This is a genomic window from Shewanella sp. HL-SH8 (assembly GCF_051165765.1).
In the GTDB taxonomy this organism is placed as follows: domain Bacteria; phylum Pseudomonadota; class Gammaproteobacteria; order Enterobacterales; family Shewanellaceae; genus Shewanella; species Shewanella glacialimarina.
Genome location: NZ_CP195039.1, coordinates 2,159,804 through 2,173,481 on the forward strand (window position 1 = coordinate 2,159,804; position 13,678 = coordinate 2,173,481).

A 13,678-nucleotide genomic window follows, 5' to 3' on the forward strand; every position below is an offset into this window, starting at 1 on the left:
TGCCGCGAAGGAGATGTTATGTTTGTAAAATTGCCCTTTTGGTTGTATTTAGTCAGTGTATGTTATTTCAGCTTTCCCTATTTGAGCCTAGCATCACAAGATACATACTCGAATCGAACTATCACAAATGAGGCTGATGAAATCACTCAAGGTCTGATTAGCTACCAGATTAATAGTCAGCATAAACAGATATTTGCCCTAGATACTCAAGTTGAAATGACAGTGTCAGGATTAGTGAATAGGGTGACGGTGAAGCAGATATTTAATAATGTTGAAGACAGCTGGATTCATGCTAAGTATGTATTTCCTTTACCTGAAAATTCAGCGGTTGATGGGATGAGTTTACTGATTGGCGACCGGATAATTGAAGGTGTTATTAAACCAAAGCAACAGGCTAAACAACAATTTGAGCAGGCTAAAAAACAAGGCAAGCAGGCGAGTTTAGTCAGTCAGCAACGCACCAATGTGTTTACCACTCAATTGGCTAATATTGGTCCGTTACAGCAAGTAACCGTTGAAATTACTTATCTGCAAACAATCAGTTATCAGGATGGTTTGTTTAGTCTGCGCTTTCCGTTAGTGGTTGCGCCGCGTTATCGACCGGATTTTCAACGCAGTACATTTTCTGAAACTAAAGAGCTAATATCGCCCATGCTTGAACCTCTAAATGTGCAGCGTAATACTGAGGGACAAAATGCATCAGCAAGCCATAAGGTATCGATAGATATCGATATAGATGGTGGTTTTGATATTACCGAATTAAATAGTCCTTATCACGATATACAACAACATCAAAATGGACGAAAAACCAATGTAAGCTTGCAGGGCAAAGTGCCGTTAGACCGTGACTTTGTCCTACAATGGCAAACAAGTGTTGGTGATGAAGTGGCTGCCACGGTTTTTTTTCAAACGGGTAAAACCTATCAAGATAAAGCTAATGCTGACGTCAATCTTGACCAGCCAAAAGATATTTATGCGATGGCTATGTTATTTCCGCCCACATTGACTTTAAAAGCTCAGCAGCAAATTAGTCGAGAATTAATCCTTGTTATAGATACCTCTGGTTCAATGGCTGGGGAGTCAATCATTCAAGCCAAGCAGGCGTTGAATATTGCCTTAACAGGACTTAAACCAACCGACAGTTTCAATATTATCGAATTTAATTCTGATGTCAGTGCATTATTCAGTGATGCAAAACCAGCGAATAGTTTGTATTTAGAACAAGCAAAGCGATTCATTGGTTCTTTAAATGCAGATGGTGGCACCGAAATGGCACCAGCATTAGATAGGGCATTGATCTCCAGCATTAACGCTAAAGCAGGAAGCCTAAGGCAGGTCATATTTATGACGGATGGTGCGGTATCAAATGAGGCACAGTTATTTGAACAAATTAGCTATCAGTTACAAGATTCAAGACTGTTTACGGTCGGGATTGGCTCGGCGCCTAATTCACACTTTATGACAAGGGCAGCCAGAGTCGGACGAGGGACTTTTACTTATATAGGTAAGTTAGAGGAGGTAGAGCAGAAAATATCCCAGCTTTTGACCAAAATAAATCAGCCGATGTTAACCGATGTTGAATTATATAACCTTGATGGTAGCGTACCGGATTATTGGCCTGCACAGATTGATGATGTTTATCATAGCGATCCCGTTACAGTCAGTTTTAAAATGCCTGCTGATCAATTACAGCCAGTGATTATTTCAGGCCATATTAATGGCCAATATTGGCAACAACAACTGGATTTCAATCAGAGCCGTGCAGCCGTGGGAATTGATTTACTGTGGGCTAATACACAAATAACCGCATTAGAGCTAAGCCAAAGTCATGCGAATCGTCAAAAAGTGGCCAAGCAAGTTGAAGCGTTGGCCATGCAATATCATTTAGTCAGTAGCCAAACCAGTTTATTGGCGGTTGATGTTACTCCGGTTAATCCATATCACTCTGACAAGTCTGAGCATCAATTATCGACGTTATTACCTGCTGGGTGGCAAGCAAGTGCGAGTCAGCAAGGTGTGTTACCACAAACTGCGACAGCGAGTCGTTTATGGTTGCTTATCGGAATGAGCTTACTAGCATTAACCTTACTTTATGGTCTATGGCTAAAAGGCTTACTGCCTGCGCAAAGGCTCATCCTAAATAGTGTGGAATAACATTATGTTAGTTAGATTAACAAGAACAATTAACTTGCGATGGATAATTTTTTTTACTCTGCTAATTATAGCGTCAGCAATGATTATAAAGGGAGGCTACATGCAAGCTAAAGCTCATTTTGCTCAGTATTTGATTGAGCGTGCATTCGTACAAACCTTGTTTGATAACAAGCCGCATAAACCTTGGTCTTGGGCTGATACTCATCCGGTAGCAAAAATACGTTTCATTGACCGGCAGCACAAACTAGATAAACAAGATATCTATGTTTTGGCGGGAATATCAGGCAGAACATTGGCATTTGGCCCTGGTTTATATTTAGGTGGGGCTAATGTAGGTGAGCAGGGGAATACCATTATTGCAGGGCATCGAGACAGCCATTTTCTGAAGCTAAAGCATTTAGTATTGGGAGATACTATCGAGTTACAAGATGCCCAGGGTCAGTACACTCGTTATCAGGTGACCGATTTACGAGTGGTACACGAAACCCAAGTTGATGAAATGGCCATGACAGATGACCGCCGGTTAACCTTAATAACCTGCTACCCATTTGATAAATTGAGCGGTGATGCAGACCTTCGTTACATTGTAGAGGCAAAGGCTGTATCAATAAGTCCGTCAAGCTTGATTTAATTTAGCTAACTATTAGTTAGATATTGGCATAACACGGTTGCGACCTAGTCGCTTGGCTTCATAAAGCAATTTGTCAGTCGCTTCTATTAGTTGACCGACATCTTGCTTGGGTTTCCATTCTGATACACCAAAAGATGCGGTGATAGAATCAATTACTTTCTCACTGCGTCTATCTTTTACACTGAGTTTTTCTATCGCACGGCGAATAGCCTCAGCAAGATGACGAGCAACTCTTAGCTGGCTTTTAGGCACGATAATAGCAAACTCTTCACCGCCAAATCGATACAGCTTAATACCGTCACGACAAGCTTCTTGTACACGCTTTGCCACTGTTTTCAAAACAAGATCACCTAGTTGGTGGCCAAAAGAGTCGTTAAATTTTTTGAAGTGATCAATATCAATTAAAATAAGACAACAGCCTTCTGGTGCCAACTCAATTTGGGCATTGATATCTTCATTAAAAGCACGACGATTGAGTACATTAGTTAACGCATCATAAAGCACATCTTTCTCTGACTCAGCCAAACGTGTTTTAAGTGTATCAATTTCCGATTGGGCTTTTTGTAATTGCTGGGTAAAACTGACCGTACTGGAGCGAATGTTTTCAGATTCTTTGACTATATTACGCACAACACCGATAACTTGCTCTAATGAAAAACCTTGGTTTTCAAGATCGGCTAAACGCGTAAAGTCTTTATTAATCTGTGCTTGAAATGATTCAGTATCTGAATTGGTGTCTTTTAAAGATTGCGATAAGTCACATACCATGGCATCGAGGTTTTTACGCATATCACGTACATCAAGCTCTACGGGATCTGCTACGTGCTTACGAAATAGTAATTCACTGGTAACAGGGGAGCAGGTTTGATTTTGCTTAATTGCATTATCAAGTTCGGCATTCAACTGTGGATTTTTCTCTCCAACATAGGCATACCATAACGCATAATTAATTGGCGTGGTGGGAATTTGATACTTAAGCATTAAAGGCACGGCTTTTTTTAAGTTAGCTGCAGCAAGCTGTAAAAGCGTGGTCGACATCTTAACCCTCTAATTATCTATAATAATGATAATAAAAATATAGCAGTAATATTGCGGTGTGTAACGCAAAAAAAAAGCATCTAATGATGCTTTTGATTTTTTAATTCTTGATTTAGAAGGTGTACTGTACTGAAATCATTGGTCCAGTAAAGCTGTAGTTAATTTTGTAGTCGGCAATATAAAAGTCTTGGTCCAAGGCGGTTAATGTTTGCTTATAATCTACATCAATTTCATAATAATTAAAGCCTGCAATTAATGACCAATCTTCATTTAATTCAGCTTCTACTACCGCTCGAACATCTACCAATGAACCTGCTATATCGTTATATTTTAGCGAGAAGTACTGTGCATAAGCTTTAAATACCCAACTAGGTGAAAATTCATAGTCACCATAAACACCAAAGTTTGGTAATGGTGCTGTTAAGCTTTTATCTACAACTCTAGGGGTGGTTATTGTTTCACCGCAATATTGCTCAAGCTGAGTGTTGGGAACACATATTCCTATTTCACCTTCAAAAGCCGTTTTAATAAACATGGTGTGTAAACCGACAGAAGCACCTATTGTATAGTTCTCACCCTGCCAAATATCATAACCATAACCTAGACGTAAAATATCAATGTCTAAAGTTGATTTTAAGCTGATACCAGCTTCAACATCATAGGTAATATCTGAATCGGGCAATGTGAACTGAAAGTCTTTTGCAATTTCAGGAGATTGGGCTGTGCGGTGTAAAGATTTATAGTCTAAATAAATATTATGTCTTTGATTGAATGTGTAGGCTAATTCAATAAAAGGTAAAAACTGTTTTTCTTTAAGGTTTAAGTCATTTTCAAAATCTAATGGAAATGTGCCCCCTGTACGAGGGTTAGTTACTACCATGTACGAGTCAGAATTTGCATATAATCCACCAATATTTATAGTGAATGAATCTGGCAAAACATTAACTTGTTCTGGAGTGATGACGTTATTATCATCGGCAAATACTGGGTTTGCTATAAACAGCACCGCACACGACATCAAAGTTTTGAACATAAATAAAAACTCCGCATTTATTCTTTTTATAGTTATTGCTCATTGGTGGCAATATGCATTGATTACTCGTTAGATGTTTCTTCTAAATACGCGTCGACAGAAGAAAATGTAGTAACTAAAGATTCACGAGTAGCATGACTAAGTGTGTGTGGCAGAAATGCTGTCACTAGAACACACTCATGATATTAGCATCATGTAAGCAAATGTAAAAACTTTGTTTCATTAAAGTTGCGTTAAATCAAAGTTTTCTTGTGTAGAGGATGAAAAATGTAAACTACGGCCTGTTTTATGCTGTTTTTATCGACTGCAAGTCGAGAGTTAAATATCAATATTAGGATGATTTGTAGGTATTTAAAAAACTGATTATTTAAAAATTGGCTGGCTTGACAAAAAATAAAGGAGCTTAAAGCTCCTTTATTTTTAATAAGTTTAAATATTCAGCCTTTAGGCGCTATTTAGTCTTCGGCAGTTGATGTTTCTTCTTCATCATCGCTTACCTCATCGAAGTCGATTTCAATTTCAACTTTGGCAGATTGGCCTGGGTTATGAATGGTGCCAACAACAGCATAAAATGGCTTACCTTTGGCTAATCTAGTGTATTTAGACCAGAGTAATTCGATTGGTGTCGTCGGTGGCATTAACCCTTGGGTCGCTTTAACAAATTGGTCTTCATCTGGTGAACAAGGCAGTTGTGTTCCTTCAGATAAATTTTTCAGTGCTTGACCATGTTGCTCAAGTAATTCAGCTTCCTTGTTGGTAAAGTCTCCACAACGTTTAAACCCTTTTGGGAAATTAACATCATCGTAGAAACGTTTGTTGCTTACAAAGCTAGCTGTGCCATTGGCTATAGTGTCAATACTGGCAGCTACATGTGTATATGATTGCTGTGACATGGCATTTACCTATAAGATTAAGTGAATAAAGATTTCAATTGGAGTATTGGCCAGCTTGAAATTTTTTTAAATCAAAATATTTTATCCATTTCGGTGAAGAATTTTTATGGACACGGATTTATTAAAGACCTTTCTTGAGGTTTCAAAGACACGGCATTTCGGTAAAGCGGCTGAAAATCTTTTTTTAACTCGAAGTGCGGTCAGTTTTAGGGTTAAGCAATTAGAAACCTTGCTTGGTGTGGAGTTATTCGACCGTGTTCGCAATAATATTCACCCAACCCCAGCAGGAGAAAGAATGCTGGGCCATGCTGAAGCCGTGCTAATAGCGTGGGAAAGGGCGAAACAAGATGTTAGTTTGCACCAAGATAACTTGTTACAACTAACCTTGGGTACAGGGCATAATATTTGGGATACTTATTTACAATACTTCTTCCAGCCTTTACATCAAGGATTACCCGGAGTATCACTTCGCACGGAGGTGATTACTCCTCAAGCTATGACTCGACAACTGATTGAGCGAAGTATCGACATCGCGATTAGTTTTGATACCCCAAAATTAGAAGAGGTAGACATAGTTAAGTTAATGGATGTGAGTTTGTGTTTAGTTTGCCATCAAGCGGGGATGACATTAAGTAATATAGACACGATAAATTATATTAAAGTAGATTGGGGGACAGCGTTTAATATTGCCCATGCACAGACTTTTACAATGCTACCGGTTCCGGCTCTTCATACCAGCTCGGCAAGAATGGCGCTCGACTTTTTGCTTAACAATGGCGGCAGTGCATTTTTACCGTACTCATTTATTGAGCCGTATTTAGCATCAAAGCAAGTATTTTTAGTTGAGCAAGCCGCTACGATTGAACGCAGCGTATATGGTGCTTTTTGGACTGGCAATGAACGAAGAGAGCAAATTGAAAAGGCGCTAAAGCTGTTACAAGCTAAAGGGCCTGTAGCGCCAACTTAACCAAGGCAGAAATAAGCAAGTTAAATTCAATGTAACTTGTGCTTCCTGCCTTTTTTAAGACTGGAATGATTACCAAATTAATGGGCCAATAATAACGGCCCAGCATATCCCACAAAATAGTAAACTGAGAAAAACAGCTGCTGAAGCGATATCTTTGGCTTGACCGCTTAAAGGATGCATTTCACCGCCAAAACGGTCAACTACGGCTTCAATAGCTGAGTTGAGTAACTCTACAATTAGCACTAAAAAAACGCCTAATATTAGCATTAAGCGTTCTAATGTGCTGACGTCTATGAGCAATGCTACAGGGAGCAGAATTGCTGCTAATGCGAGCTCTTGCCTAAATGCTGCCTCATCCCTAAATGCTGCTTTAAATCCCTGTATGGAAAAGCCTGTTGCTCTAATAACGCGTTTAAATCCGTGATTATTTTTAGGTTTCATTCAAGCCTACGTTTTATGTACTACACTAAATTCTTTACTGATTATGCCATTCTTCTTTATATTTGTTAATCAAGTATTCAATGTTGGTTAACTTTTGTAACCAGTTTGGTCATGCAAAGGACTGCTCATGAATAAATTTTTGATTTGTATAACCGCCATCAATAACCAGCAAGTAAATTTAAAACACACTGCCACAAACTACAATTTACTCGGTTATTATCTGATTATGATTAGTGTGTTAATCATGCATTTTGTTTCTAGTGATGCTCAAGCTGAGGAAGTAATACCTAAACCGCAAATACAATTAGCTAAGTCATTAACGGGGAATATCCACATTGAGGATTACCTTGTTAGTGAAAAATTAGATGGTGTAAGAGGGTATTGGGATGGGAAACAGCTACTGACTAAAAGTGGCAGGTTAATTAATCCTCCTGCTTGGTTTATTAAGGATTTTCCTAATACCGTATTGGAGGGCGAGTTATGGATCGGTCGTGGACAATTTGAAGCTATATCTGGTCTGGTTAGGCAGGCTGAATCAGATGCTGCCTGGCATAAAGTAAAGTTGATGTTATTTGATTTGCCTTTGTCAGAATTAACTTTTGAGCATCGATATCAGCAATTACAAGTCATTGCCGCTAAATCTGAATATTTAGAAGCAATAGAACAGGAAACTATATCTTCCGAACATGAATTATATCAGCGTTTAAAGCGTGTTGTTGCTCAAGGGGCTGAAGGTTTAATGTTACATCGAAAACAAGCTACTTACGTTACAGGTCGTACAGATAACATATTAAAATTAAAACTTAAAAGTGATGCTGACGCTATAGTCATTGGGCATACTGATGGCAAAGGCAAGTATACCGGCGTGATGGGCGCATTAACGGTGAAAATGCCAAATGGAATTGTGTTTGATATTGGTACTGGTTTTAGTGACCTTCAACGTCAAAAACCACCTTCCATAGGCACATTGATAAGTTATCATCATATTGGCTTTACTAAAAATGGGGTGCCAAGATTTGCAAGCTTTTGGCGGGTAAGAGATGATGAACCTAAAGAACCGTAAGTTTCTGTGGTTTTAATTATTATTAGTATCAGTATTGGAAAGGTAACCTAATGGTGATCACAGAAGTAAAGTCAGTGTTATTTGTCTGCATGGGTAATATATGTCGCTCGCCAACCGCAGAGGCTGTTTTTAGACAGAAAGCTAAGCAATGTCAACTAGATATAAAAATAGATTCAGCAGGTACGATAGCCTATCACCAAGGTAACTCACCTGATCCCCGCAGTGTGAAAGCCGGTAAGGCTCGTGGGATAGATTTTAGTGGTATTCGCGCACGGCAGGTTACTGAGCAAGACTTTGCTGATTTTGACCTTATTCTTGCTGCTGATGCCGCTAATATGAAAGATCTTGTGACACGCTGTCCAAAGCAATATCAACATAAATTATCGATGATACTTGCGTTTGGTGACACAGGTGTCAAAGACCTTAAAAATATCAAAGATGTACCTGATCCATATTATGGCGGTGACAATGGATTTGAGCTGGTGATAGATTTACTTGAAAATAGCTTGAGCGCTTTGGCTAAGCTTATTGCAAAAAAATAAACAACACAGTCGGTCATACGTTTTTATTAGCTAATACAATCGATAATTATTGGATTAGCTAATAAAAAAAGCATGAAATTCATGCTTTTTTATTTAACTAACTTTAATAGGGTGGTGAATAATAATTACCCTTGGTGACGTTTACCAGATTGTTTAAGTTTACTCAGTTCTAGTTTTTTCAATCTGTCAGCTTCTTTTTGAGCAATAATACGTTCAACTTCCACTTTTTCTATTTCGATCATTGCTGGCGTTTCTAAACTCAGTAAGCCAATTTTCCCTGAACGGAATTCGTGTAATAACAGTTCTGATGCTTTATGTAAGTCGATACGTCCACCAGGACGTAATGCACCGCGTTTACGGCCAATCTCTTCCAATAACTCAAAATCAGAGTTTGGTAGATTATCAATTTTATAACGCTCGCAAATTAGTTCTGGATAGGCTTTTAATAAATACTCTGCTGCAAACATTGCCACATCTTCGTATTCCATAGCGGTATCTTTAATCGCACCTGTTACCGCTAATCGATAACTACTTGCTTCATTGTCCACTTTCGGCCATAAAATCCCTGGAGTATCAGATAATACAATACCGTTGCGTAAGTTAATGCGTTGTTGTTTTTTAGTCACCGCGGGTTCATTACCTGTTTTTGCAATAACCCGTCCAGCTAACGTATTAATAATAGTAGACTTACCCACGTTAGGAATACCCATAATCATGGTACGAATATCTTTTTCAATAATATCCCGATGTGGGACTAATTTACGGCATAAATCGGGGATCATTCTGACCATAGCGGGTTGCAATGTCGTAATGGCAGATGCCTTTACGCCTTGCTCGCGTTCCAAGTATTCAATCCATTGTTCGGTCACTTTGGGGTCGGCTAAATCTGATTTGTTCAGCAGTTTAATACAGGGCTTCCCACCACGTAACTGAGTCACCATGGGGTTTTCACTACTATAAGGAATGCGGGCATCTAGCACTTCAATCACCAAATCGACTTGAGGCATAACCTCTTCAATCTCTTTGCGTGCTTTGTGCATGTGTCCTGGATACCACTGAATTGCCATGATGTTGCCTTTTACTACTGAGTAACAATGCCAATATTGTACCTTGAACCCAAATGAAAAGCATAAAAAAAGCGCCTTAAGGCGCTTTGTGGAAGCTTAATTGTTTAAATTACGCCTAATTCACGCAACCTTTCCATTAAATAACTGTCAGCGGTGTGCCGCTCAGACAGCACCACTTCCGGATTAGGATGAAGAAACAAAGGCAGTGAAATACGTGACTTAGTTTTGTCAGCTCCTTGTGGGTTTATTACTCGGTGTGATGTGGATGGAAAATATCCCCCTGAGGCCTCTTGTAACATATCGCCAATATTGATGATGATATTACCAAAGTCGCTGGGTACATCCACCCATTCGCCTTGCTTATTCTTAACCTGTAAACCGGGTTCATTTGCAGCCGGTAAAACGGTAATAAGGTTGATATCCTCATGTGCTGCAGCGCGAATGGCACCTAATTCTTCATCACCTTGCATTGGCGGGTAATGTAGAATACGTAGTAGTGTTTTTTGGCTATTGCTGATCATTTCTGATAGCTGTATCGAATATTTTTCAGCAACATCTGCTGGTGAATATTGTTCTATCCATCCAAGTAACTCGGCTGCAAAATGATTAGCTTGTTGGTAATATTCTAAAATATTATCGCGCAATGAATCGGGTATACGGCCCCAAGGATAGACGTGAAAATATTCTTTGATATCTTTTACGCTATTTCCTTTTGCAGTTTCAGATACTGAAGCAGGAAAAAAGCCATCTTGGGTTTCAGGTTTAAATAAATACGCTTGTTTCTCTTCGCTATTGAAAAATGCGTACCACTCTTGATAAATTTTTTCGACTAAAGATTGTTTGATTGGGTGGTTTGATAACACCCCAAATCCAGTTTCATGCAATGATTTTACAAAGCGCTCGGCACTGTCAGGTGCACGATAATCAATCGTTTCTAGTTTCATATTAGTTTCTTATTTGTTTTGACCCGTGGTAATGGTAACGCTTGTCATAGAATGCTGCAATTTTTTGCGGTTGTTCACGGTCTTTTATGTTGAACGATTAGCGGTTAACTAACGTAGAATGATTCAGTTGGTTGGACCAATGATTAAAGTGGAGATAATGAATGCAAGTATTAACTGAATTTGAAAAGTTTGTCATTGAGCAAAAAGGCACTGAAAGGCCTTTTTCAGGTGAATATGTTAATCACGATGCCGAAGGTCTATATTGTTGTAAAAAATGTTTAGCGCCATTATATAGAAGTGAACATAAGTTTAATGCACATTGTGGTTGGCCAGCTTTTGACGATGAAATTGCTGGTGCAGTCGATCGCATAATGGATGCAGATGGGCAAAGAGTAGAGATAACCTGTCATCAATGTGGCGGGCACTTAGGCCATGTTTTTGAGGGGGAGCTATTAACCGATAAAAATACTCGTCATTGTGTTAACTCTGTTTCCATGGTGTTTAAATCAACCTCAACTTTAGATGATGAGTCGAGCAATGCTTCAGTGCCTGTGTTAGAGCAAGCTACTTTTGGTGCGGGTTGTTTTTGGTGTATCGAAGCGATATTTTTGGCGCTTAAGGGGGTTGAGAGTGTGCAATCTGGTTATGCTGGTGGAGAGGAGAGACACGCAAATTATGATGCGGTTTGTTCTGGTAAAACCGGTCATGCTGAAGTGGTGCATATCAGCTTTAATCCTACAATTATCAGTTTTGAAGAGTTATTAGAAATATTATTTAAAAGCCATAATCCGACAACATTAAATCAGCAGGGCAATGATAAAGGTCCGCAATATCGTTCGGTTATTTTTGCGCACACAGCCGCTCAAGTAGACAGTGCTAATAAGATGATTGATGCTTTACAGCAAGCGCAAATTTGGCCTGATCCTATTGTGACGGAAGTAGCTGCTTTTGATGTATTTTATCCAGCAGAAAACTATCACAATGATTATTTTGCTAAACATGGTGAACAACCTTATTGTCAAATGGTGGTAAAACCTAAATTTGATAAGTTTAAGTCGCTGTTTGCGGATAAATTGAAATCAGCAATCTAAGCCACTGTTAGCTATCTTTATATATTTAGTTCGTATTTTGTATATAAAAAGGGCGACAATATTAATTATTGTCGCCCTTTTTAGCGATCTTTTATGGGTATACCACAAAAGATTTCAGTTTGAATTTATGAATCTAACTTGTCATCAGCGACTTTATAATGCGGATCTTCAATTAAATTAACTTCAACTAAATCACCAGCTTTATGCAATAAAGCCACACAGTCTTGGCTTAAATGACGAAGATGTAAACGTTTGCCTGCATTAACATAACGTTCCGCTAAGGTATCTATTGCATCCAACGCGGAGTGGTCAGCAACCCGTGAGTTTTGGAAATCAACAATTACATCCTGCGTATCATTTTGCGCATCAAACAGTTCAAGAAAATGCGCCACTGAACCGAAAAATAATGGGCCGTTTAAACGATAAACTTTCCAGCCATTTTCATCTTCACTGACATCAACATTGATGTGTTTGGCATGTTCCCAAGCAAACACTAACGCCGATACAATAACACCGACAAATACTGCAAAAGCTAAATCAGTAAACACGGTAACCGTTGTCACGAGTACGATAACGAAAGCATCATGTTTAGGTACTTTACGCATTACCTTAAAGCTTGCCCATTCAAATGTGCCCAGTACAACAATGAACATCACCCCAACTAAAGCTGCTAATGGGATAATTTCAATGAATGCCGAACCAAATAGAATAAATGCCAACAGAGCAAGCGCTGCTGTAATACCAGATAAACGCCCACGACCGCCTGAGTTAATGTTGATCATTGACTGACCAATCATGGCACAGCCACCCATAGCACCGAAGAAACCACTGGTAATGTTACCCACACCTTGACCAACACATTCTTTATTACCACGACCACGGGTATTAGTCATTTCATCGATAACGGTTAATGTCAGTAATGATTCAATTAATCCCACCGCAGCCAAAATACAGGCATAGGGTAAAATAATGTAAAAGGTATCAAAATTGAATGGCACGCTAGGAATTGCGAAACTAGGTAAAGAGCCTGCAATAGTGGCAGCATCGTTGCCACTCATGGTTTTCAAGAAGTCTAACACATTACGAGTATCCATCTCTAAACCAACAACAATTGCTGTTACGGTTAAGATGGCCACTAATGAAGACGGTATTGCTGTGGTTAATTTGGGTAAAAAGTGGATAATGGCCATGGTGAGTAAAATTAAGCCAACCATAATCATCATAGGTTCTTGTGCCATCCAAACCATGTTACCTGCCGCATCTTTAACTTTAAATTGTCCAAGTTGCGCGAGGAAGATAACAATAGCTAGCCCATTTACAAACCCTATCATGACAGGATAGGGTACTATGCGGATGAACTTTCCCAGTTTAAAGACACCCGCTGAAATTTGGATAATACCCGCAAGTACCACAGCTGCAAATAAATACTGTACCCCGTGTTCCACAACTAATGACACCATCACAACAGCCATAGCTCCCGTTGCACCAGAGATCATTCCTGGACGGCCACCGATAACAGCTGTTATTAAGCCCATGATGAATGCCGCATATAACCCGACCATTGGCTCAACATGTGCAACAAATGCAAACGCTACAGCTTCAGGGATCAGCGCAAGCGCAACGGTTAAGCCTGATAGAATATCTGCCTTACTGCTGGCAGTTTTATGACGAATGATATCGAACATTTAGCCTCTATTAAGTTTATTTTAATGATGATTAAGGTCGTAATCTTAACAAAAATCGTACCACTTCTAAACCAATAATCTGACATGAAGAACAATTAATGAAGTTGATATGATTTGAACAGCGAGGAA

General features: G+C 39.2%; 13 protein-coding genes. 6 read left to right on the forward strand and 7 right to left on the reverse strand.

The window, feature by feature from the left end:
• Positions 1–18 precede the first annotated feature (18 nt).
• Positions 19–2,154 (forward strand): marine proteobacterial sortase target protein, encoded by a 2,136-nt coding sequence (locus ACRWQN_RS09560; RefSeq protein ID WP_434937443.1) that lies wholly within the window; start codon positions 19–21, stop codon positions 2,152–2,154.
• A 4-nt stretch (positions 2,155–2,158) separates the two neighbouring features.
• Positions 2,159–2,785: a class GN sortase gene (locus ACRWQN_RS09565; RefSeq protein ID WP_434937445.1), complete on the forward strand. Its 627-nt coding sequence runs from the start codon at positions 2,159–2,161 to the stop codon at positions 2,783–2,785.
• A 12-nt stretch (positions 2,786–2,797) separates the two neighbouring features.
• Here ACRWQN_RS09565 and ACRWQN_RS09570 read toward each other — a convergent pair whose 3' ends face one another.
• The 3 genes from ACRWQN_RS09570 to ACRWQN_RS09580 form a co-directional block, all read right to left on the reverse strand.
• Positions 2,798–3,823 (reverse strand): GGDEF domain-containing protein, encoded by a 1,026-nt coding sequence (locus ACRWQN_RS09570; protein ID WP_226410199.1) that lies wholly within the window; start codon positions 3,821–3,823, stop codon positions 2,798–2,800.
• Positions 3,824–3,935: 112 nt separating this feature from the next.
• Positions 3,936–4,856, reverse strand: coding sequence for a hypothetical protein (locus ACRWQN_RS09575; RefSeq protein WP_434937447.1), 921 nt, complete (start codon positions 4,854–4,856; stop codon positions 3,936–3,938).
• Between the two features lie 455 nt (positions 4,857–5,311).
• On the reverse strand, positions 5,312–5,749 hold the full coding sequence (locus ACRWQN_RS09580) for a DUF413 domain-containing protein (RefSeq protein ID WP_434925909.1): 438 nt from the start codon (positions 5,747–5,749) through the stop codon (positions 5,312–5,314).
• 106 nt (positions 5,750–5,855) lie between these two features.
• On the opposite strand from ACRWQN_RS09580, the gene ACRWQN_RS09585 reads away from it, so the two are divergent.
• Positions 5,856–6,716, forward strand: coding sequence for a LysR family transcriptional regulator (locus ACRWQN_RS09585; RefSeq protein WP_434929924.1), 861 nt, complete (start codon positions 5,856–5,858; stop codon positions 6,714–6,716).
• A 69-nt stretch (positions 6,717–6,785) separates the two neighbouring features.
• On the opposite strand, the gene ACRWQN_RS09590 is transcribed toward ACRWQN_RS09585, so the two are convergent.
• Positions 6,786–7,157: a diacylglycerol kinase gene (locus ACRWQN_RS09590; RefSeq protein ID WP_434925911.1), complete on the reverse strand. Its 372-nt coding sequence runs from the start codon at positions 7,155–7,157 to the stop codon at positions 6,786–6,788.
• A gap of 127 nt (positions 7,158–7,284) precedes the next feature.
• Here ACRWQN_RS09590 and ACRWQN_RS09595 point away from each other — a divergent pair, with 127 nt between their 5' ends.
• A complete protein-coding gene (locus tag ACRWQN_RS09595; protein WP_434925912.1) occupies positions 7,285–8,220 on the forward strand; it encodes a DNA ligase in 936 nt (311 codons plus the stop codon).
• A 50-nt stretch (positions 8,221–8,270) separates the two neighbouring features.
• Complete coding sequence (locus tag ACRWQN_RS09600; protein ID WP_434937449.1) at positions 8,271–8,762, forward strand: low molecular weight protein-tyrosine-phosphatase; 492 nt, start codon at positions 8,271–8,273, stop codon at positions 8,760–8,762.
• Between the two features lie 125 nt (positions 8,763–8,887).
• Here the strand turns inward: ACRWQN_RS09600 and ylqF are convergent, their stop codons facing one another.
• Together ylqF and ACRWQN_RS09610 are read right to left on the reverse strand one after the other, a co-directional pair.
• Positions 8,888–9,829: a ribosome biogenesis GTPase YlqF gene (ylqF, locus tag ACRWQN_RS09605; protein WP_434925914.1), complete on the reverse strand. Its 942-nt coding sequence runs from the start codon at positions 9,827–9,829 to the stop codon at positions 8,888–8,890.
• A 104-nt stretch (positions 9,830–9,933) separates the two neighbouring features.
• Positions 9,934–10,773 (reverse strand): isopenicillin N synthase family dioxygenase, encoded by an 840-nt coding sequence (locus tag ACRWQN_RS09610; RefSeq protein WP_434937451.1) that lies wholly within the window; start codon positions 10,771–10,773, stop codon positions 9,934–9,936.
• Between the two features lie 161 nt (positions 10,774–10,934).
• On the opposite strand from ACRWQN_RS09610, the gene ACRWQN_RS09615 reads away from it, so the two are divergent.
• Positions 10,935–11,864 (forward strand): bifunctional methionine sulfoxide reductase B/A protein, encoded by a 930-nt coding sequence (locus ACRWQN_RS09615; protein WP_434937453.1) that lies wholly within the window; start codon positions 10,935–10,937, stop codon positions 11,862–11,864.
• A 125-nt stretch (positions 11,865–11,989) separates the two neighbouring features.
• On the opposite strand, the gene ACRWQN_RS09620 is transcribed toward ACRWQN_RS09615, so the two are convergent.
• On the reverse strand, positions 11,990–13,549 hold the full coding sequence (locus tag ACRWQN_RS09620) for a SulP family inorganic anion transporter (protein WP_434925916.1): 1,560 nt from the start codon (positions 13,547–13,549) through the stop codon (positions 11,990–11,992).
• Between the last annotated feature and the right edge of the window lie 129 nt (positions 13,550–13,678).